The sequence below is a fragment of the uncultured Microbacterium sp. genome (assembly GCF_937927635.1).
Taxonomy (GTDB): Bacteria; Actinomycetota; Actinomycetes; order Actinomycetales; family Microbacteriaceae; genus Microbacterium.
Map to the genome: position 1 here is coordinate 199,785 of NZ_CALBRW010000025.1, position 20,422 is coordinate 220,206.

The 20,422-nt window shown below is 69.9% G+C and carries 19 protein-coding genes and 2 tRNA genes; 1 reads left to right on the plus strand and 20 read right to left on the minus strand.

Annotated features, from left to right (window positions below):
• Nucleotides 1-4: 4 nt before the first annotated feature.
• Nucleotides 5-81 (minus strand) — tRNA-Pro (locus Q0568_RS13115).
• A gap of 106 nt (nt 82-187) precedes the next feature.
• On the opposite strand from Q0568_RS13115, the gene Q0568_RS13120 reads away from it, so the two are divergent.
• Nucleotides 188-258, plus strand: a tRNA-Gly gene (locus Q0568_RS13120).
• Nucleotides 259-391: 133 nt separating this feature from the next.
• On the opposite strand, the gene Q0568_RS13125 is transcribed toward Q0568_RS13120, so the two are convergent.
• The 19 genes from Q0568_RS13125 to Q0568_RS13215 all read right to left on the minus strand — a co-directional run.
• Nucleotides 392-748, minus strand: a complete 357-nt coding sequence (locus tag Q0568_RS13125) for an RNA polymerase-binding protein RbpA (protein WP_298867242.1) — start codon at nt 746-748, stop codon at nt 392-394.
• Nucleotides 748-996: a preprotein translocase subunit SecG gene (gene secG, locus Q0568_RS13130; protein ID WP_298867244.1), complete on the minus strand. Its 249-nt coding sequence runs from the start codon at nt 994-996 to the stop codon at nt 748-750. Before secG ends, Q0568_RS13125 begins: the two co-directional genes overlap by 1 nt.
• Nucleotides 997-1,077: 81 nt before the next feature.
• Entirely contained in the window at nt 1,078-1,866 is a 789-nt protein-coding gene (gene tpiA / locus Q0568_RS13135) for a triose-phosphate isomerase (RefSeq protein WP_298867246.1), read from the minus strand.
• Nucleotides 1,857-3,071: a phosphoglycerate kinase gene (locus Q0568_RS13140; RefSeq protein WP_298867248.1), complete on the minus strand. Its 1,215-nt coding sequence runs from the start codon at nt 3,069-3,071 to the stop codon at nt 1,857-1,859. The genes tpiA and Q0568_RS13140 overlap by 10 nt, the downstream gene beginning before the upstream one ends.
• Nucleotides 3,072-3,081: 10 nt before the next feature.
• On the minus strand, nt 3,082-4,092 hold the full coding sequence (gene gap, locus Q0568_RS13145; protein WP_298867250.1) for a type I glyceraldehyde-3-phosphate dehydrogenase: 1,011 nt from the start codon (nt 4,090-4,092) through the stop codon (nt 3,082-3,084).
• Between the two features lie 101 nt (nt 4,093-4,193).
• Nucleotides 4,194-4,820: a superoxide dismutase gene (locus Q0568_RS13150; RefSeq protein WP_298867253.1), complete on the minus strand. Its 627-nt coding sequence runs from the start codon at nt 4,818-4,820 to the stop codon at nt 4,194-4,196.
• A 124-nt stretch (nt 4,821-4,944) separates the two neighbouring features.
• Complete coding sequence (whiA, locus tag Q0568_RS13155; protein WP_298867255.1) at nt 4,945-5,928, minus strand: DNA-binding protein WhiA; 984 nt, start codon at nt 5,926-5,928, stop codon at nt 4,945-4,947.
• Between the two features lie 88 nt (nt 5,929-6,016).
• A complete protein-coding gene (gene rapZ / locus Q0568_RS13160; RefSeq protein WP_298867258.1) occupies nt 6,017-6,889 on the minus strand; it encodes an RNase adapter RapZ in 873 nt (290 codons plus the stop codon).
• 27 nt (nt 6,890-6,916) lie between these two features.
• Nucleotides 6,917-8,812, minus strand: a complete 1,896-nt coding sequence (gene uvrC / locus Q0568_RS13165; RefSeq protein ID WP_298867260.1) for an excinuclease ABC subunit UvrC — start codon at nt 8,810-8,812, stop codon at nt 6,917-6,919.
• Complete coding sequence (uvrA, locus tag Q0568_RS13170) at nt 8,812-11,703, minus strand: excinuclease ABC subunit UvrA (protein ID WP_298867262.1); 2,892 nt, start codon at nt 11,701-11,703, stop codon at nt 8,812-8,814. Before uvrA ends, uvrC begins: the two co-directional genes overlap by 1 nt.
• A 9-nt stretch (nt 11,704-11,712) precedes the next feature.
• Complete coding sequence (locus Q0568_RS13175) at nt 11,713-12,288, minus strand: hypothetical protein (protein ID WP_298867264.1); 576 nt, start codon at nt 12,286-12,288, stop codon at nt 11,713-11,715.
• Nucleotides 12,285-13,553 (minus strand): DUF58 domain-containing protein, encoded by a 1,269-nt coding sequence (locus Q0568_RS13180; protein WP_298867266.1) that lies wholly within the window; start codon nt 13,551-13,553, stop codon nt 12,285-12,287. Before Q0568_RS13180 ends, Q0568_RS13175 begins: the two co-directional genes overlap by 4 nt.
• Nucleotides 13,554-13,555: 2 nt before the next feature.
• Complete coding sequence (locus tag Q0568_RS13185) at nt 13,556-14,518, minus strand: MoxR family ATPase (protein WP_298867268.1); 963 nt, start codon at nt 14,516-14,518, stop codon at nt 13,556-13,558.
• On the minus strand, nt 14,515-15,003 hold the full coding sequence (locus Q0568_RS13190; protein WP_298867270.1) for a hypothetical protein: 489 nt from the start codon (nt 15,001-15,003) through the stop codon (nt 14,515-14,517). The genes Q0568_RS13185 and Q0568_RS13190 overlap by 4 nt, the downstream gene beginning before the upstream one ends.
• Nucleotides 15,000-15,743: a DUF4129 domain-containing protein gene (locus tag Q0568_RS13195; RefSeq protein WP_298867272.1), complete on the minus strand. Its 744-nt coding sequence runs from the start codon at nt 15,741-15,743 to the stop codon at nt 15,000-15,002. Before Q0568_RS13195 ends, Q0568_RS13190 begins: the two co-directional genes overlap by 4 nt.
• A gap of 47 nt (nt 15,744-15,790) precedes the next feature.
• Complete coding sequence (gene uvrB / locus Q0568_RS13200; protein ID WP_298867274.1) at nt 15,791-17,866, minus strand: excinuclease ABC subunit UvrB; 2,076 nt, start codon at nt 17,864-17,866, stop codon at nt 15,791-15,793.
• Between the two features lie 59 nt (nt 17,867-17,925).
• On the minus strand, nt 17,926-19,155 hold the full coding sequence (locus Q0568_RS13205) for an MFS transporter (RefSeq protein ID WP_298867276.1): 1,230 nt from the start codon (nt 19,153-19,155) through the stop codon (nt 17,926-17,928).
• Nucleotides 19,131-19,730, minus strand: a complete 600-nt coding sequence (gene coaE / locus Q0568_RS13210) for a dephospho-CoA kinase (protein WP_298867278.1) — start codon at nt 19,728-19,730, stop codon at nt 19,131-19,133. Before coaE ends, Q0568_RS13205 begins: the two co-directional genes overlap by 25 nt.
• 96 nt (nt 19,731-19,826) lie before the next feature.
• A partial coding sequence (locus Q0568_RS13215) for a S1 RNA-binding domain-containing protein (protein WP_298867280.1) occupies nt 19,827-20,422 on the minus strand: 596 nt, incomplete at its 5' end.

Here is a 20,422-nt window from a genome sequence, read left to right on the forward strand (position 1 = left end):
GCCGTGGTCGGGGCGACAGGATTTGAACCTGCGACCTCCCGCTCCCAAAGCGGGCGCTCTACCAAGCTGAGCTACGCCCCGGCTTGAACCCGCGCGCACGGGAACGGCCCTGACGAGTCTAACGGACGGAGCAGCCTGCGACGTCCGCTATGCTTTACGAGGCGCCCAGCTCAGCGGGCGTCCGAGCGGGGCTGTAGCTTAATGGTAAAGCCTCAGTCTTCCAAACTGATGACGCGGGTTCGATTCCCGTCAGCCCCTCGCGATACTGGAGAGCCTCCACCGACAGGTGGGGGCTCTCCTGCGTCTCCTCGTCGTTTCCTGCGCGCCACCCTCCGCAGACGCAGGAATCCCCGGGAGTGACCTCCCGGGGATTCCGCTCGAGCGCTGTGCGTCAGGCCTGGCCACGGCGTTCGCGCAGCTGCGTGAGCGCGTCGGCGAGAAGCTGCTCGGCCTCTTCGTCGGTGCGACGCTCCTTCACGTAGGCGAGGTGCGTCTTGTACGGCTCGGCCTTGGACATCGCCGGCGGGTTCTTCTGATCGCGGCCGGCGGGAAGGCCGGTGTGCGGGTGGTCGATGGTCTCGGGGATTTCCTCCTCCGGCACGCCGGCGGCGAAGTACCGCACGGTCTCGTTGCCGAGAGCATCCCAGTACGAGACCGCGATGCGGTCGGCGTGGTAGCCATGATCCTGCTCGCCCATCGGGCCGGAGCCCACCCGCGTACCGCGGATCGCGTTTCCTCCTGCGGCCATCAGATCGCCGTGAACTTCGTGATGAGGCCGAGTGCCACGATGGTCACGAACCAGACCAGTGCGAGCACCACGGTGAACCGGTTGAGGTTGCGCTCAGCGAGCCCGGACGACCCGACGGCGGCCGTCATGCCACCGCCGAACATGTCGGACAGACCGCCGCCGCGACCCTTGTGAAGCAGGATGAGGAGCGTCAGCAGGACGCTGCTGATGCCCAGCACCACCTGCAGGACGAACTCGAGAACCACCACGGATGAAGCCTTTCGCCGGGGTCAGAGAAGACCCGCCTAGCAGTCGATTATAGGACGAGGCGCGGAACGCGCCCCGCCGACTCACACTCCGACGTGCTTCTGATAGCGCACGATGGCTGCGAATTCGTCCACGACGAGACTCGCCCCACCCACCAGCGCGCCGTCCACGTCGGGCTCCCGCATGAAGCTGGCGATGTTGCCGGACTTCACGGAGCCGCCGTACAGGATGCGCGTGCGAGCCGCGGCATCCTCGTCCAGCACTCGCACCAGCACGCCGCGCAGAGCCGCCGCGACCTCCTGTGCCTGCGCCGGGCTCGCCGCCTGCCCTGAGCCGATCGCCCAGACCGGCTCGTACGCCACGATGATGTCGGCGGAGGCCGGAACGCCCTCCAGCGCCTTCTCGAGCTGCGAGACCGGGACGGCGCTGCCGCCGAAGCGCTCCAGGTCCTCCGCGGTCTCGCCGACGCAGATCACCGGGGTCAGACCGTGCTTCAGCGCAGCCTTCACCTTGGCGTTCACGACGTCGTCGCCCTCGTGATGGTAGGCACGGCGCTCGGAGTGACCGATGATCACCTGGCCGACGCCCAGCTTGGCCAGGAATGCGCCCGAGACCTCGCCGGTGTACGCGCCCGAGTCGTACGCGGACAGGTCCTGCGCACCCAGCTCGAACGGGATCTTGTCGGCGTCGATGAGCGTCTGCACCGAGCGGATGTCGGTGAACGGCGGGAACACCGCGACCTGCACCGAGCCGGTCTCGTGACCGGCGTCCTTCAGCGTCCAGTGCAGCTTCTGCACCGTGGCGACCGCCTGCAGGTGGTCGAGATTCATCTTCCAGTTGCCCGCGATCAGCGGAGTACGAGTCACTGCCATCCGAGGACCTCCAGTCCAGGTAGCTTCTTGCCCTCGAGGAACTCGAGGCTGGCGCCGCCGCCGGTGGAGATGTGCCCGAACCGGTCGTCCGAGAATCCCAGCTGGCGCACGGCAGCGGCCGAGTCGCCGCCTCCGACGACCCCGAGGCCGTCGACCTCGGTGAGAGCCTGTGCGACGGCCTTGGTGCCCGCGGCGAACGCCGGGAATTCGAACACGCCCATCGGGCCGTTCCAGAACACCGTGCGCGATCCGCGGATGGCCTCCGCGAATGCGGTCGCCGTGTCGGGTCCGATGTCCAAGCCGATGCCGGATGCTCCGAAGGAGCTCGACTCGATGGCATCCGCTGCGACGGTCTCGTGCGCGGCATCCGCCGCGAACGATGCGGCGACCACGACATCGGTGGGGAGCACCAGCTCCACGCCGTGCTCGGCGGCCTCGGCGATGTAGCCGCGGACGGTGTCGAGCTGGTCCTTCTCCAGCAGGCTGGAGGCCACAGCATGGCCCTTCGCCGCCAGGAAGGTGAACAGCATCCCGCCGCCGACCAGCAACCGGTCCACGCGCGGGAGCAGGTGCGAGATGACGCCGAGCTTGTCGCTCACCTTGGATCCACCGAGCACCACCGTGTAGGGGCGCTCCGGATTCTCCGTGAGGCGGTCCAGCACGTCCAGCTCGGTGGCGATCAGCAGACCCGCCGCGGACGGCAGCGTCTGGGCGAGCTCGTACACGCTGGCCTGCTTGCGGTGCACCACGCCGAAGCCGTCCGACACCAGGGCATCGCCCAGTGCCGCGAGCTCGTCGGCGAACGCCTGGCGGACAGCGGAGTCCTTGGAGGTCTCCCCCGGGTTGAAGCGCAGGTTCTCCAGCACCACGACGCCGCCGTCCTCGAGCGAGGCGACCGCGCCGCGGGCGGACTCGCCCACGGTGTCCCGTGCGAACGCGACCGGCTTGCCGAGCAGCTCGGACAGTCGCTGCGCGACCGGCTCCAGGCTGTACTGCGGGTCGGGCGCGCCGTCGGGGCGGCCCAGGTGCGAGCACACGACGACACGTGCACCGGCATTGATGAGAGCGTTGAGGGTCGGCAGCGAGGCGCGAACGCGGCCATCGTCCGTGATGACTCCGTCCCGGAGCGGGACGTTGAGGTCACAACGGACGATGACGCGCCTGCCTGCGAGCGACCCCAGTGTGTCGAGGGTGCGCAGAGTCATGCGTATGAGCTTAGAGGCGCTCGGCGACGTACTCGGTCAGGTCGACGAGACGGTTGGAGTAGCCCCACTCGTTGTCGTACCAGCTCGAGACCTTGACCAGGTTGCCCGAGACGTTGGTCAGGGCGGAGTCGAAGATCGAGGAGTGCGGGTCCTGCTGAATGTCGCTGGAGACGATCGGGTCCTCGGTGTACGCGAGGATGCCGTTCAGTCGGCCGTCGGCGGCAGCGGCGCGGTAGGCGGCGTTGACCTCGTCGACGGTCAGGTCATCGCGGTCCGAGACGATGGTCAGGTCGACGATCGAGCCGGTGGGCACGGGCACGCGGTACGAGGAGCCGCTGAGCTTGCCGTTGAGCTCCGGCAGCACCAGGCCGATGGCCTTGGCGGCGCCGGTGGAGGCCGGGACGATGTTGATCGCGGCGGCGCGGGCGCGGCGCAGGTCCTTGTGCGGGCCGTCCTGCAGGTTCTGGTCGGCCGTGTAGGCGTGCGCGGTCATCATGAAGCCGCGCTGGATGCCGAACGTGTCGTTGAACACCTTGGCCAGCGGTGCCAGGCAGTTCGTGGTGCACGACGCGTTGGAGATGATGTTCTGGGTGGCCGAGTCGTAGGTGTCCTCGTTCACGCCCATGACGAAGGTGCCGTCGACACCGGTGCCGGGCGCGGAGATGATGACCTTCTTGGCGCCACCGGCGATGTGCTTGCCCGCGGAGGCCGCGTCGGTGAAGCGTCCGGTCGACTCGATGACGATGTCCACGCCGAGCTCGCCCCAGGGCAGAGCCGCGGGGTCGCGCTCCTCGAAGACCTTGATGGCCTTGCCTCCGACCGTGATGACGTCGCCCTCGTGCGAGACCTCGACTCCCAGCCGACCCCCGACGGAGTCGTACTTCAGAAGGTGCGCCAGAGCGGCGTTGTCGGTGAGGTCGTTGACGGCAACGATCTCCAGGTCTGCGTTCTGTGCAAGAGCTGCACGGAGGAAGTTACGTCCAATACGACCGAAGCCGTTGATACCGATCTTGACAGACACGAAAGTCTCCTGGTTCTTAATCAAGGAAATGCGTAAATTTCGCGGATTGCGCGGACAACGGCGTCCTGATGGGCTTGATCGCCCATCAGGACGCCCATCTTTTACGACAGTACCAGCAGACCAGTGGTCTTCTCACGCGCTGTTTCAAACCGCTGCGCGACGTTCTCCCAGTTGGCGATGTTCCAGACGGCCTTGATGTAGTCGGCCTTCACGTTGAGGTAGTCCAGGTAGAAGGCGTGCTCCCACATGTCCAGCTGGAACAGCGGGACGGTGCCCTGGGCGGCGTTGGCGTGCTGGTCGAACAGCTGCTGGATGATCAGGCGGGCGCCGATCGGGTCCCAGCTCAGCACGGCCCAGCCGGAGCCCTGGATGCCGGCGGCCGCGGCGGCGAAGTGGGCCTGGAACTTCTCGAACGAGCCGAAGTACTCGTCGATGGCGGCCTTCAGCTCGCCCTCGGGCTGGCCGCCGCCGTTCGGCGAGAGGTTCGTCCAGAAGATCGAGTGGTTCACGTGACCGCCGAGGTTGAACGCGAGGTCCTTCTCCAGCTTGTTGACGTTCTTCAGGTCCCCGGTGTCACGGGCCTCTGCCAGGCCGTCGAGGGCCGCGTTGGCGCCGGCGACGTACGCGGCGTGGTGCTTGTCATGGTGGAGTTCCATGATCTTGCCGCTGATGTGGGGCTCGAGAGCCGCGAAGTCATAGGGAAGGTCGGGCAGCGTGTAAGTCGCCATGTCGATTTCATCCAATCCGCGCCGCGCCGCGGCGCTTGCGTTCTCCGCGGCGCCGTGTGCGCTGCGGAGCAGACGTTTCACATCCTACTGACGACAACCGGCCCCGCGTCAGGAACCTTCCCGCTCAGACATCCAGGCCCGCGGGCACAGCGGCCTCGGTGCCGGGGATGCCGTCAGCCGCGGCGCGCTTGTCGGCCATCGCCAGCAGACGGCGGATGCGTCCGGCCACGGCATCCTTGGTCAGCGGCGGCTCGGCGTGGTGGCCCAGCTCGTCCAGGCTCGCGTCGCGGTGCGCGAGGCGCAGATTCCCCGCGGTGCGCAGGTGGTCGGGCACGTCGTCGCCGAGGATCTCCAGCGCGCGCTCGACGCGGGCGCAGGCTGCGACGGCGGCCTGGGCGGAACGACGCAGGTTGGCGTCGTCGAAGTTGACCAGGCGGTTCACGCCGGCGCGCACCTCGCGGCGCTGGCGCATCTCCTCCCAGGCGGCGGCGGTGCGGCGGGCGCCCATGGCTGCCAGGATGGCGCGGATGGCCTCGCCCTCGCGCACCACCACGCGCGGCATGCCGCGCACCTCGCGGGCCTTGGCCGTGACGCCCAGGCGGTGGGCCGCGCCGACGAGCGCCATGGCGGCCTCGCCGGAGGGGCAGTCCACCTCGAGCATGGCGGAGCGGCCGGGGTCGCTGAGCGTGCCGGCGGCGAGGAATGCGCCGCGCCAGATGCCGGCGAGCTCCTCGGGAGCACCCGTGGTCAGCCGGTTGGGCAGGCCGCGCACGGGGCGGCGTCGGGCGTCCAGCAGTCCGGTCTGGCGGGCCAGGGTCTCCCCCGGGCCGATCACGCGGACGGCCCAGCGAGCACCGTCACCGGACTGCGCGGTGCTGGCCTTGACCTGCGCGATGTCCGGACGGACGCCGTAGATCTCGGCGAGATCCCTGGCGACCCGACGAGCCAGCAGTTCGGCATCCACCTCGGCCTCGACCGCCACGCGACCGGCGATGGAGTGCAGCCCACCTGCGAAGCGCAGAATCGTCGTCACCTCGGCCACGCGCACCGCGGGGGGCGCGTTGCGAATGCTGACGAGTTCGGCCTTGACGTCGGTGGTTAGTGCCACGGGACTCCTTCTCACGATCCTGGCGTCGGATCGCGACGCAAGGAACCAGCCTACAAGGCCGCGCGCCCCTCCACCGCCCCGAGAGCCGTCACTCGCGTCCGAGATCGCGGTGGCGGACGTTGACCGCTACGCCCGGAGTGCCGGTCAGGCGCCGTGCGAGCTCCTCGGCGACGGCCACCGACCGGTGCTTGCCGCCCGTGCATCCGATGGCCACCGTGGAGTGGCTCTTGTTCTCGCGCTGGTAGCCCGCCAGTACAGGAAGCAGCGCCTGCTCATAGGCATCCAGGAACTCGGTCGCCCCCGGACGCGAGAGCACGTAGTCCCGCACATCGTCGTCCTGCCCGGTGTGGTTGCGCAGCGACTCCTCCCAGAACGGGTTCGGCAGGAACCGCATGTCGGCCACATGGTCGACATCGGTGGGGACGCCGTACTTGAAGCCGAAGCTGAGGAGGGTGAGCCGATGCCGGGCGGCGCCCGCCTCGGAGAACATCTCCGAGACCTGGGTGGCCAGCTGGTGGATGTTCAGGGCAGAGGTGTCGATGAGCAGGTCCGCTGCCTCGCGGATGGGAGCCAGGCGCGTGCGCTCTGTGCGGATGCCGTCCAGCAGCGTGCCATCGCCCTGCAGCGGATGCGGGCGGCGGACCGACTCGAACCGGCGCACCAGCACGTCGTCGGAGGCGTCCAGGAAGAGCACCTTGACTCCGCCGCGGCTGCGCAGGGCATTGGCCACACCGGGGAAGTCGTCGAACAGGCTGCGGCCCCGCACGTCGACCACGGCGGCGATCTTCGGCAGGTTCGCACCGCCCATGTCCGTGAGATCCAGCAGCGGCCGCAGGATCTGCGGCGGCAGGTTGTCGACCACGTACCAGCCGAGATCCTCGAGCGCGTTGGCGGCCGTCGTGCGCCCCGCGCCCGACATGCCCGTGACGATCAGGAACTCGCCTTCATCTGCGGCCGTCATCGTGCTCTCCCTTCCCCGGACTCCAGCCTATCCACTCGCGCCGGGTCGCTCGCGGCCGAGGTGCGCGTGGATGGTCGCTGCCAGGGTCGGGCCGATCCCGCTGACCTCGGCGATCTGGTCGGGCGAGGCGCCTCGCAGCGCCGTGACGGAGCCGAAGTGCTTCAGCAGCCCCTTGATCCGGGCCGCCCCGAGCCCGGGGATCTCGCTGAGCACCGTGGTGATGTCGCGCCGGCGGCGGCGACGCTGATGCGTGATCGCGAAGCGGTGCGCCTCGTCGCGCAGGCGCTGCACGAGGTAGAGCGCCTCGCTGGTGCGCGGCAGGATGACCGGGAAGTCATCGCCGGGCAGCCAGATCTCCTCGAGTCGCTTGGCGATGCCGCACAGTGCGATGTCGGTGCGACCACTGTCGCGCAGCGCTCGCTCGGCGGCATGCACCTGCGGCTGACCTCCGTCCACGATCAGCAGTTGCGGGCGGTACGCGAACCGCGGCTTCTTCGCCTGGGTCCCTGAGCCTGTCGAAGGGTCGTCCTCCGCGGGCTGCGCCTCGTCCACGCGCGCCAGCCGGCGCATGAGCACCTGGTACATCGAGTCGGTGTCGTCGGTGGTCTCGGGGATGTTGAACGACCGGTACTGGTCCTTGCGGGGCAGCCCGTCCTCGAACACCACCATCGATGCGACGACGTTGGTGCCGCTCAGGTGCGAGATGTCGTAGCACTCGATGCGCAGCGGCGCCTCGCTCATCCCGAGCGCTTCCTGCAGATCGGTCAGCGCCTGCGTACGGGCCACGTAGTCGCTGGTGCGGCGGGTCTTGTGCCGCAGCAGCGCCTGCTGCGCGTTGAGCGTGGCCGTGCGCATGAAGTCCGCGCGCAGGCCGCGGTGCGCGACGGCCAGGGACACCTTCCTGCCGCGGCGCTCGCGCAGCCATTCCTCCATCTCGGACGCGTCGTCGGGCAGCATCGGCACGATCACGCGGCGCGGGATGTCGTCCGAGTCGCCGTACACGCGCTGGAGCACCTGGTCGACCAGCTCGCCGCCCGAGATGTCGAGCTCCTTGTCGAGCGTCAGCGAGCGCACGCCGCGCACGCGTCCGCCGCGGATCACGAAGTGCTGCACGGCGGCCGACAGCTCGTCCTCGGCGATGCCGAACAGATCCGCGTTCTCGTCGGCCGGCAGCACCAGCGCGCTCTTGCCGAGCACCGCCTCGATGGCCGACAGCTTGTCGCGGTACTTCGCGGCGGCCTCGTAGTCCATCGCGGCGGATGCCGCCAGCATCCGCTTGGTGAGGTCGCGCTTGAACCGCTCGTCCCCGCCGGACATGAACGCGACGAAGTCGTCGACCATCGCGCGGTGCTCTTCGATCGTGCAGGTCATCGAGCAGGGGCCGCCGCACTTGCCGATCTGACCGGGGAAGCACGGCCGGCCGGTCTGCATGGCGCGCCGGTAGCTGGCGTCGCTGCAGGTGCGGATCGGGAACGCCTTGATCATCAGGTCGATGGTCTCGTGCACCGCCCACACCTTCGGATATGGCCCGAAGTACTTCGCTCCGCGGATCTTGTGATTGCGCGTGACGATCACGCGCGGAGCCTCGTCCGCGAGGGTGATCGCCATGAACGGGTAGGACTTGTCGTCCTTGTAGCGCACGTTGAAGGGCGGATCGAACTGCTTGATCCACATGTACTCCAGTTGCAGCGACTCGACGTCGGTGGCGACGACCGTCCATTCCACCGATGCCGCGGTGGTCACCATCCGCCGCGTGCGCTCGTGCAGGGAGCGCAGCGGCGCGAAGTAGTTCGACAGCCGCTGGCGCAGGTTCTTGGCCTTGCCGACGTACAGCACGCGCCCCTCGGCATCCCGGAACCTGTACACGCCCGGATCGGTGGGGATCTCGCCCGTCCGAGGCTTGTACGGCAGGACGTCGGCCATCAGCCCGCCTTGCGCCGGCTCTGGGCGGCCCCGGGGAGGATCTCGGCCAGGAAGCGCCCGGTGTGGCTCTCCTCCACGTCGGCGATCTGCTCGGGCGTGCCGGTGGCCAGCACCTGCCCGCCGCCGGAACCGCCCTCAGGACCCAGGTCGATGACCCAGTCGGCGGACTTGATGACGTCGAGATTGTGCTCGATCACCACCACCGTGTTGCCCTTGTCGACCAGTCCGTTCAGCACCTCGAGGAGCTTGCGGACGTCCTCGAAGTGCAGGCCGGTGGTGGGCTCGTCCAGCACGTAGATGCTGCGCCCGTTGGAGCGGCGCTGCAGCTCCGTGGCCAGCTTGACGCGCTGCGCCTCGCCGCCGGAGAGCGTGGTGGCGGCCTGCCCGAGCCGCACGTAGCCGAGGCCGACGTCGACGAGCGTCTTCATGTAGCGGTGGATGGCCTGGATGGGCTCGAAGAACTCCGCGGCCTCGGCGATGGGCATCTGCAGCACCTCGGCGATGTTCTTGCCCTTGTAGCGCACCGAGAGCGTGTCGCGGTTGTAGCGCTGACCGTGGCACACCTCGCAGTCCACGTACACGTCGGGCAGGAAGTTCATCTCGATCTTGATGGTGCCGTCGCCCGAGCACGCGTCGCAGCGCCCGCCCTTGACGTTGAAGCTGAACCTTCCCGGCCGGTACCCGCGCACCTTGGCGTCGGGCGTCTCGCTGAACAGCGTGCGGATGCGGTCGAACACGCCGGTGTAGGTGGCGGGATTCGAGCGCGGGGTGCGTCCGATGGGCGCCTGGTCGACGTGCACGACCTTGTCGAGGTTGTCCAGCCCGGTGACCCTGGTGTGCTTGCCGGGCACGGTGCGGGCGCCGTTGAGGCGCCCCGCCAGCACCTGGTACAGGATGTCGTTGACCAGCGACGACTTGCCGGATCCGCTCACGCCGGTGACGGCCGTGAGCACGCCCAGCGGGAAGTCCACGGTGACGTTCTGCAGGTTGTTGGCGCGCGCGCCCACCACCTGCAGCATCCGCTTCCTGTCGATCCGCCGGCGCTTGCGGGGGGTCGCGATCTCGCGTCGACCGGCGAGGTAGTCGCCGGTCATCGACGCGGTCTCGGCCAGCAGCGCGGAGTAGGGCCCGGAGTGCACGACCTCTCCCCCGTTCACGCCGGCGCCCGGTCCGATGTCGACCACCCAGTCGGCAGCCTGGATGGTCTCCTCGTCGTGCTCGACGACGATGAGCGTGTTGCCCAGGTCGCGCAGCTTGATCAGGGTGTCGATGAGACGGCGGTTGTCGCGCTGGTGCAGGCCGATCGACGGCTCGTCGAGCACGTACAGCACCCCGGTGAGCCCGGAGCCGATCTGCGTGGCCAGCCGGATGCGCTGCGCCTCGCCGCCGGAGAGCGAACCGGCGGAGCGGCCCAGGTTCAGGTACGCCAGGCCGACCTGCAGCAGGAACTCCAGCCGCAGCCGGATCTCGCGCAGCACCTGCGCGGCGATCTTGGCCTCGCGGTCGCTGAGCTCGAGGGTCTGCATGAAGGTGGCCGCCTCGGCCAGGCTCAGGTTCGACACCTCGGCGATGGAATGGCCGTGCACCTTCACCGCCAGAACCTCGGGCTTCAGGCGTGCGCCGTCGCACACCGGGCAGGGCACCTCGCGCAGGTAATCGCCCCAGCGCTGCCGCTGCGTGTCGGACTCGGCCTGCATGTACTGCCGTTCGATGTACGGCACCACGCCCTCGAACCCGGAGGTGTACCGCATCTCGCGCCCGTAGCGGTTCTTCCACTTGACGGAGACCTTGTAGTTGTCGCCGCGCAGCACCGCTTCGCGCACGTCGGAATGCAGGTCCTTCCACGGGGTGTCCAGGGAGAAGTCCAGGTCGCGGGCGAGGCCCTCGAGCAGGCGCTCGTAGTACTGGAAGAGTCCCTTGCCCTGCGTGGTCCACGGCAGGATGACGCCCTCGCGGATGGACAGGTCCTCGTCTCCCAGCATGAGGTCGACGTCCACGGACATGCGGGTTCCGAGACCCGAGCAGGCCGGGCACGCCCCGAACGGCGCGTTGAACGAGAAGGTGCGCGGCTCGATCTCGGTGAGGGTGATGGGATGCCCGTTCGGGCATGCCAGCTTCTCGGAGAACGACTGCCAGGCGCCGTGTCCCTCCTCGTCGACGAAGTTCACCTGCATGATCCCGCCGGCCAGACCCAGCGCGGTCTCGACGGAGTCCGTGACGCGGCCGAGGATGTCGCCGGATGCCACCAGGCGGTCGACGACGACGGCGATGTCGTGCTTGTAGCTCTTCTTCAGCGCGGGCGGCTCCGTGAGCTGGATGAGATCGCCGTCGACCATGGCGCGAGAGTAGCCCTTGGCGCCGAGTTCGCGGAACAGGTCGGCGAACTCGCCCTTCTTCTGCGTGACCACGGGTGCGACGATCTGGTACCGGGTGCGCTCGGGCAGCTCCATCAGTTGGTCCGCGATCTGCTGCACGGTCTGCCGCTGGATGCGCTCACCGCATTCGGGGCAGTGCGGGATGCCGATGCGCGCCCACAGCAGGCGCATGTAGTCGTGGATCTCGGTGATGGTGCCGACCGTGGACCGCGGGTTGCGGTTGGTCGACTTCTGGTCGATGGAGACCGCGGGGCTCAGGCCCTCGATGAAGTCGACGTCGGGGCGGTCCACCTGACCGAGGAACTGCCGAGCGTACGCACTGAGGGATTCGACGTAGCGGCGCTGTCCCTCCGCGAAGATCGTGTCGAACGCGAGGCTGGACTTGCCCGACCCTGACAGGCCGGTGAAGACGACCAGGGAGTCGCGCGGGATCTCGATGTCGATGTTCTTGAGGTTGTGCACGCGGGCACCGCGGACACTGAGTTTTCCGGACGAGGCGACAGGGACGATGGGCACCAGACAAGTCTAGGAGGGGCCACCGACATCGGCGCGACGAGCGGATGCCCGCACCGGCCGCCGCGGCACGGCGAAGCTCTCCGGCCCTCTCTGCGCCAGCATCCGGACTCCCACCAGAGCCAGCACCAGCACGGCCGCGGCCGCTGCGAGCCCCGCGATCGGGAGGCCTCCGATCACCGGCAGCAGCGTGGCGCCTGCTCCCACGGCCTGCGCGACGAGTTCGACGAGCAGGAACCTGATCGTGGTCGGTCGCAGGGCTCGCAGGGCGATGCGCGAGCGCAGCGGCACGGCCAGTGCCAGTGACCCCAGCACATGCAGCAGGTGCACTGCCAGGATCACCGCGGCGGTGTGCCAGAGGGTCGGCTCGGCCGCCAGGAGCATCACGACGAGGACCGCGGCCGCCAGCCAGGGCCCCGCCGCCATCCGCGCGAAGCCGCTCAGCGCTGCCGCGATGCCCGCTGCGACCACCCATCCGATCGGCGTCTGCAGCGCGAGTCCCGCCGTGACGGCGATCAGGATCAGCAGCAGAGGCAGCACCGCACCGGGAATCGCCGGTCCGATCCTCAGCGTGTCATCGCGTCTCACCGTGCGCCTCCCCGCAGCAGGACGGCCAGCTGCGCATCCACGTCGCCCGACCAGGTCAGCGTCTCCACACCGGCGTCCCGCAGCTGATGCAGCATGTCCGAGCGCTCGGAGAGCACGACCTCGAGGGCCAGGGAGCGCTCCGTCGTCAGCCTCGAGCGGTCCAGCGGCGGCAGCGTGTCGACGGCCACCACCCGGTGCCCGGCCGCGCGCCAGCGCGTCGCGATCTCGGCCGCGGCGCCGTCGAAGAACGTCGAGAGCACGTAGATGATCGACCCGTGCGGCACGGGCGGAGTGCGCCGGAAGCGCGCGTCGTCCCCCGCGCGCCCGCTGGACGCGATCTCCGCGACGACGCGCGCGAGGTGTCGTCGACCGGCTCCGGAGCGCACCGAGCGCCCGCCGTGCGCGAGGGTGTGGAACGCCACGCGGTCGCCCTGCGCGATGGTGGCCTCGGCGATGGCGCGCGCCGCACTGCGCGCCAGGTCCAGCGAGGTGGCGCCGCTGCGCAGCAGGTCGACGGCGCCCCAGGTGGCCACCACGGCGCCGAGGTCCTCGACGGTGTCCATCACGATCACCGCTGATGCGTCACTGAGCGCGTCGGTGCGCCGGATCAGCAGTTCGCCGGGCCGGCGCGCCGCACGTGCCGTGGCCCTCCAGTCCACCCGCCGCAGTTCATCGCCGGGGGCGAACGGGTGGATGTCGCGGAAGTCGCCGCCCTGGCCCGGCCTGGTGCCCTCGTGCGCGCCGTGCAGCCCGGTGAGCCGCGGTGCCACGGGCGTTCGCGGCAGCCGGTGCGCCACGGGCTGCACCGCACGGACGACGGCGATCGGCGCCTGGGGAGCCCCCAGCAGTCCGGCATCCGCATCCAATCCGCGCACGGCCACCTCGACGCTGATCACCGGCCCGGAGTGCAGCGCCCTGCTGGATGCCTCGAGGCGCGACCGGCCCGCCACGAAGACCCGCCGCTGCGCGCGCTCGGCCTGGATCAGCGCGACCTCCACGATCTCGGCATCCGAATCGATCACCACGTCGTCTCGCAGATGCCGTCCGTCGTCCCCGGAACTGCTCTCCACCACCACCCCGACCCCGCTGTGACCGGGCCTGGTCAGCGCGAGGGCGGCCCAAAGAGCCAGCGGAAGCCCGCCTGCCATCACGTCGGGCCGGGAGAACGCCACTCCCAGCGCGAGCGCGCCGACGGCGCCGATCACGGCCAGCGCGACCGTCGGCCCTGTGCGGCGCCCCGCCTGCTGCCGTCCCTCCGCGCTCATGCTCAGCGCCGCACCGCCACGCTGGGCGGCGCGGCGACGGTCGCGACCACGCCGCGGACCACCTCGGCGGGATCGACGCCCTGCGCCCAAGCCTGCGGGGTGAGCGTGAGCCGGTGCGCGAGCACAGGCACCGCCACGCGCTTGATGTCGTCGGGGCGCACGTAGTCGCGCCCGTCGAGGGCCGCCAGTGCGCGTCCCAGCAGCACGAGCGACTGCGAGCCGCGCGGCGAGGAGCCGACGGCCACATGCTGCGCGGATCGGGTGCCGGCGGCCAGCGCCACGCAGTACGCCGCGACGTCGTCGTCGACGTGGATCCGCTCCACGGCCTCCTGCAGCTGCGCCAGCTGCCCCGGTGCCAGAACCGGATCGACATGCGTCGCCTCCTGGTGCCGGCGGAGCCTGGCGAGCAGGATCTCGGTCTCTCCGCGCTGATCGAGGTAGCCGACCGACAGCCGCACCATGAAGCGGTCCAGTTGCGCCTCCGGCAGGGAGTAGGTGCCCTCGTACTCGATCGGGTTCGCCGTGGCGATGACGTGGAAGGGCGGCTCGAGCGGGAAGCTGTTGCCCTCCACGGTCACCTGCCGCTCGGCCATGGCCTCGAGCATGGCCGACTGCGTCTTCGGCGTCGTGCGGTTGATCTCATCGGCCAGCAGGACGCCCGTGAAGATGGGGCCGGGGCGGAACACGAACTGGCCGGTGTCCGGCGCGTAGACGTACGAGCCCGTGACATCGCCAGGGAGCATGTCCGGAGTGCACTGCAGGCGGCGGAACGACAGGCCCAGAGCGGATGCCAGGCTGCGGGCCGCCACGGTCTTCCCGAGCCCCGGCACGTCTTCGAAGAGCACGTGCCCGCCGGCCACGATGGTCGCCAGCGCGATCTCCAGCGGATCGTCCATGCCGACGACCACGGTCGCGACGGCCTCACGGATGCTGCGCCCGAGCCGGGCGATGTCCTCGAAGTTCATTGTTCGTTCTCCCTGTGCGGTGAGTCGGATGCGGGTGCCAGCCGTTCGGCGGCGGCGAGTGCCTCGCGGAGGTCGGAGACGCGCGTGCGCCGGCCGTTGAGCCGCGTCCACAGGCCGGTGCCGATGAGCTCGTCGATGCGCGGGGCCTGCTGCTCGTCGTCGACGTCGACGCCGTGGCGCAGCAGGCGGCGCCGCAGCGTCGCGCGCACGCGGCGCACCACCGCCTCGTTGGCGGTGCCGGTGCGCAGGTTGATGGCCCAGGCCAGCCGTGACACCTCGGAGCCGGTGTACTCGGCGCCGCGCTCGCGGCCCGGGGCGTCGGCTCGCGGGTCGTCGGCGAGGCGGATGCCGAACAGCAGCGCGCCCGCGGCGACCAGCAGCCCCCAGCCCGAGGTGTACACGACGGGCAGCTGCAGCATGCTCAGGCCCACGGCGACCGCCGCCCCGACGCCCAGAGCGATCCACACCCGCGATCCGCGCCTCATCGCCAGACGTCCTCGATGGCGGAGAGCGCGTCTGCCGCCGCAGTCCGGTCGGACTCGCTCGCCGCGTGCCCGCCGAAGCGCACGCCCTCGTACAGGCGCAGCAGTCGGTTCGTCGGAGTGTCGATGCCTGACCGTTGCCGCAGGATCCGCAGCGTGAACTCCGCGGGCGTCTCACTGATGCCGCGCCCTGCGCCGGCATCAGCCGCGGCCTCCTCCAGGCCCAGCCAGGCGGCGATGATCGCATCGCCCGGGTCCGTGCGACGGGTGATGGCGTCGCGGGCGGCGGCGATGCCGCGACGGACGGCGGGAGCATCGGGCACGGGCTCGGCCACGGATTCGACGGCGAGATCGACGTCCACGTCGGCCGCGTCCTGCCTGCGCAGCGGCCGGTCCTTCCAGGCCCGGATGAGCGCGCGCACCAGCAGCACCAGCCCGACGACGATCAGCGTGACGATGATCAGGACGAGGATGATCCCGATCACCGCCAGCGTCTCATCGGACGCGTCGCGCTGCTGTGGGATGCCGCCAAGGCCCGAGTCCGATCTGGTCGGAGTCGGCATGACAGGGAGGGGCGGCGGTGTCGACGAGGGAAGGTCGATCACCGGACGTCCGGCGATGGCGGCGCTCAGCATGGCGACGGCGAACAGCAGCAGTGCGCCGCCTGCCGTCAGCGCACGACGCGAGCGTCCGGAGCGGGTTCCACGGGGGTCGCTTCCCCGCTGGTGGCCCTGGTCCGTCACGGTCTCACTCTAGGCGAGCGTCCGACCGGGCCCGCCGGTCCGCCGCATCAGGCGTGTCCGGCCTTCTCCATGGCGCGCAGCTCCTTCTTCAGGTCCTGCACCTCGTCTCGGAGCCGGGCCGCCAGCTCGAACTTCAGCTCGGCCGCGGCCGCCAGCATCTGGTCCGATAGGTCTCCGATGGTCTCCTCCAGCTGCGCGGCGCCCTCGGCCGCGATTCCCGTGCGGCGCAGGTTGGGCGTCGGCGCCTTGCCCTTGCCCTTCCCGGACTTGGTCCGTGCAGCGCGCAGATCGGCGGTGTCGGCGGCCTCGCGGGCCAGCACTTCGGTGATGTCGGCGATGCGCTTGCGCAGCGGCTGCGGGTCGATGCCGTGCTCGGCGTTGTACGCCTTCTGCTTCTCGCGCCGCCGCTCGGTCTCCTCGATGGCCTTGGCCATGGAGTCCGTCATGTTGTCGGCGTACATGTGCACCTGGCCCGAGACGTTGCGCGCCGCGCGGCCGATGGTCTGGATCAGCGAGGTCCCGCTGCGCAGGAAGCCCTCCTTGTCGGCATCCAGGATCGCGACCAGCGAGACCTCGGGAAGGTCCAGTCCCTCGCGCAGCAGGTTGATGCCGACCAGCACGTCGTAGACGCCGGCGCGCAGCTCGGTGAGCAGCTCGACGCGACGCAGAGTGTCGACGTCGGAGTGCAGGTAGCGCACTCGAACGCCGTGCTCGCCGAGGAAGTCGGTCAGCTCCTCGGCCATCTTCTTGGTGAGGGTGGTGACCAGCACGCGCTCCTCGCGCTCGACGCGGATGCGGATCTCCTCGAGCAGATCGTCGATCTGCCCCTTGGAGGGCTTGACGACGATCTCCGGATCGAGCAGGCCGGTGGGGCGGATGATCTGCTCCACCACGCCGTCGGCGATGCCCATCTCGTACTTGCCGGGCGTGGCGGAGAGGTACACGGTCTGGCCGATGCGGTTCTTGAACTCGTCCCAGCGCAGCGGGCGGTTGTCCAGTGCGCTGGGCAGCCGGAAGCCGTGCTCGACGAGGGTGCGCTTGCGCGAGGCGTCGCCCTCGTACATGGCGCCGATCTGCGGCACCGTCACGTGCGACTCGTCGATGACCAGCAGGAAGTCGTCGGGGAAGAAGTCCAGCAGCGTGTGCGGCGGCTCGCCGGCCTCGCGCCCGTCGAGGTGGCGGGAGTAGTTCTCGATGCCCGAGCAGAAGCCCAGCTGCTGCAGCATCTCGAGGTCGAAGGTGGTGCGCATGCGCAGCCGCTGCGCCTCGAGCAGCTTGCCCTGGCGCTCCAGCTCCTCCAGCCGCTCGGCGAGCTCGGCCTCGATGGTGCCGATGGCGCGCTGGATCACGTCGGTGCCCGCCACGTAGTGCGAGGCGGGGAAGATGGGCACGGCATCGAGCTTCTCGATGACCTCTCCGGTGAGCGGATGCAGGGAGTACAGCGCCTCGATCTCATCGCCGAACAGCTCGATGCGGATCGCGCTCTCCTCGTACACCGGGATGATCTCGATGGTGTCGCCCCGCACGCGGAAGTTGCCGCGCGAGAAGTCCACGTCGTTGCGGTTGTACTGCATCGAGATGAACTGCCGGATCAGGGCGTCGCGGTCGTACCGCTCCCCCACCTGCAGCGCCACCATGGCGCGGAGGTACTCCTCCGGCGCGCCGAGGCCGTAGATGCACGACACAGTGGAGACCACCACGACATCACGCCGGGACAGCAGGGAGTTCGTGGTGGAGTGCCGCAGCCGCTCCACCTCGGCGTTCACCGAGGAGTCCTTCTCGATGAAGGTGTCCGTCTGCGGCACGTAGGCCTCGGGCTGATAGTAGTCGTAGTACGAGACGAAGTACTCGACGGCGTTGTTCGGCATCAGCTCGCGGAACTCGTTGGCCAGCTGCGCGGCCAGGGTCTTGTTGTGCGCCATCACCAGCGTCGGACGCTGCACCTGCTCGATGAGCCAGGCGGTGGTCGCGGACTTGCCGGTTCCTGTGGCGCCCAGCAGCACGACATCCGTCTCGCCGGCGTTGATGCGCGCCGCGAGCTCGGCGATGGCCTGCGGCTGATCGCCGGCGGGCATGTACTCGCTGACGACCTCGAAGGGACGGACGCTGCGCGTGGGTTGCATCCCTCCAGCCTACGAGGGGCCACGGACATGCGGACCGGACGCGCACCGCCCGCGGGACGTCAGCGGGTCGACTCGGCCCGGCCGAGCGCCGCAGCTGCGGCGACAGCGGATGCCGCGCACATCGCCACCACGACGGCGACGAACGCACCCCAGCCCGCTCCCCCGAACACCAGGCCCAGCGCCCAGCCGAACAGGCTGGACCCGCCGTAGTAGGCGAAGTAGTACAGCGAAGACGCCTGGGCGCGCACCGCGGGCCCTGCGACGACGGGCGTCCAGCCGGAGGCGATGGCGTGTGCGCCGAAGAAGCCGGCGGTGAACAGCAGCAGGCCTGCGAGCACGACGACCGTCTGCGGCACCGCCATCAGCAGGGCGCCCGCCGTCATCACGCCGACCGACCCCAGCAGCACCGGGAACCGCCCGATGCGGGATGCCAGCATTCCCGCCCACGGCGACGAGACCGTGCCGGCCAGGTACGCCAGGAACAGCAGTGTGACCAGCCAGCCCGGCAGATCGAACGGCGCCGCCGAGAGGTGGAAGCCCAGGTAGTTGTAGACCGCGACGAAGCCGCCCATCAGCAGGAACCCCTGCAGGTACAGCGCCCACAGGCGCGCCGAGCGCAGCGGCCGCCACAGCCGCTGCACGATCGCGGGCCCGCGCTGCGTCCGCTCGCGCAGCGGCACGAAGCCGCGGGCGCGCGGCGTGAGCCAGACGAACAGCACAGCGGATGCCGCGCACATCCCCGCCACGGCCCAGATCCCCCAGCGCCAGTCCGTCACCTCGCCGACCAGTCCGGACACGATGCGGCCGGACAGCCCGCCCACCGTGGTGCCGGCGATGTAGCTGCCGGCGGCGGTGGCAGCGTAGCGGGCGTCCACCTCCTCGCTGAGATAGGCCAGCGCGACGGCCGGAACGGATCCCAGCGCCGCCCCTTCGAGCAGCCGCAGGCCCAGCAGCACGACGATGTCATCGCTGAGAGGCGCCAGGATGCCCAGCACGGTGGCGGAGAACACGCCGATCGTCATGGCCGGCACGCGCCCGAGGCGGTCGGCCACGACCGACCACGGGATCACGGCGACGGCGATCCCCAGCGTGGCCGCGGAGATCGCGACGGCGGCCGTGGCGGGGTCGATGGCGAGATCCCGGGAGATCTGCGGCAGCACGGCCTGCGGCGAGTACAGCTGCGCGAAGGTCGCGACGCCGGCGAAGAACAGGCCGACGATGAGGCGCCGGTACGACGACGTCCCCGGGATGTGGCCGGCGAAGGTCACCGTGCCCGAACCCGCTCCCACAGCGCATCCGTCTGGGCGATGGTGTGCTCGATCGTGCCGGACGTGTCGATCACGACATCCGCGATGGACCGGCGCACGTCATCCGGCACCTGCGACGCGAGACGCGCTCGTGCATCCTCCTCGGTCATGCCGCGCAGCGCGACCATGCGCTGTGCGCGCAGGTCGGCGGGCGCGTCGGCCACCACGATCAGATCCCAGGGGTCATCCACGCGCGCCTCCACGAGCAGCGGCACGTCGTACACGACGACGGCATCCGAGTCCGCCTGGAATGCCGCTGCGAATCGGCGCTCGGACTCCTCGCGCACGGCGGGGTGCACGAGGGCGTTCAGCGCCTGCAGCCGGTCCTGGTCTCCGAACACCCTGGCGCCCAGCACCGCCCGGTCCAGCGCACCGTCGGTGCGGATGACATCCTCGCCGAACTCCGCGGCGATCGCCGCCAGCACCGGCGATCCCGGCCCCTGCACGTCGCGCACGATCTGATCCGCGTCGACGATCACGGCACCGTGCTCGGCCAGACGCGCGGCGATGGTCGACTTTCCCGAGGCGATGCCTCCGGTGAGGGCGATGAGCGGCATTCCTCCATCCTGTCACGCAGCACGGTGGCGGATCGGCCCGGATACGCGGAACGGGCCGCCGCCCGAAGGCGACGACCCGTCCTGCGTGATGGCTGCTTACGCGTTGCCGCCCGAGAGCTTCTCGCGCAGAGCGGCGAGAGCCTCGTCGTCGGCCAGCGTGCCGGCGCCGGCGGAGTCGCTCGAGAACGAGGACTGCGCACCGCCGAAGCTGTCGCCCGCCGCGGCCTCGGCCTCGGCCGCCTTGACGACCTGAGCCTTGTGGGCCTCCCAGCGAGCCTGGGCAGCCGCGTACTCCTGCTCCCATGCCTCGCGCTGGGCGTCGAAGCCCTCCTTCCAGGCACCCGTCTCGGCGTCGAAGCCCTCCGGGTACTTGTACTCGCCGTTCTCGTCGTACTCGGCGAGCATGCCGTACAGCGCCGGGTCGAACTCGGTGCCGTTGGGGTCGACCGCGTCGTTGGCCTGCTTGAGCGAGAGCGAGATGCGGCGACGCTCGAGGTCGATGTCGATGACCTTGACGAAGACCTCTTCGCCGACCGACACGACCTGCTCGGCCAGCTCGACGTGCTTGCTGGAGAGCTCGGAGATGTGCACGAGGCCCTCGATGCCGTCTGCGACGCGGACGAACGCGCCGAACGGAACGAGCTTGGTGACCTTGCCCGGTGCGATCTGGCCGATCGCGTGGGTGCGGGCGA

Coding starts and splice junctions, on each gene's coding strand:
- Q0568_RS13125 (WP_298867242.1), bottom strand. CDS start 748: ATGGCCGCAGGAGGAAACGCGATCCGCGGTACGCGGGTGGGCTCCGGC.
- tpiA (WP_298867246.1), bottom strand. CDS start 1,866: ATGGCAGTGACTCGTACTCCGCTGATCGCGGGCAACTGGAAGATGAAT.
- Q0568_RS13190 (WP_298867270.1), bottom strand. CDS start 15,003: ATGAGGCGCGGATCGCGGGTGTGGATCGCTCTGGGCGTCGGGGCGGCG.
- coaE (WP_298867278.1), bottom strand. CDS start 19,730: ATGCCGCTCATCGCCCTCACCGGAGGCATCGCCTCGGGAAAGTCGACC.
- rapZ (WP_298867258.1), bottom strand. CDS start 6,889: ATGACGGCCGCAGATGAAGGCGAGTTCCTGATCGTCACGGGCATGTCG.
- Q0568_RS13185 (WP_298867268.1), bottom strand. CDS start 14,518: ATGAACTTCGAGGACATCGCCCGGCTCGGGCGCAGCATCCGTGAGGCC.
- uvrB (WP_298867274.1), bottom strand. CDS start 17,866: ATGCAACCCACGCGCAGCGTCCGTCCCTTCGAGGTCGTCAGCGAGTAC.
- Q0568_RS13180 (WP_298867266.1), bottom strand. CDS start 13,553: ATGAGCGCGGAGGGACGGCAGCAGGCGGGGCGCCGCACAGGGCCGACG.
- Q0568_RS13150 (WP_298867253.1), bottom strand. CDS start 4,820: ATGGCGACTTACACGCTGCCCGACCTTCCCTATGACTTCGCGGCTCTC.
- uvrC (WP_298867260.1), bottom strand. CDS start 8,812: ATGGCCGACGTCCTGCCGTACAAGCCTCGGACGGGCGAGATCCCCACC.
- Q0568_RS13140 (WP_298867248.1), bottom strand. CDS start 3,071: ATGACTCTGCGCACCCTCGACACACTGGGGTCGCTCGCAGGCAGGCGC.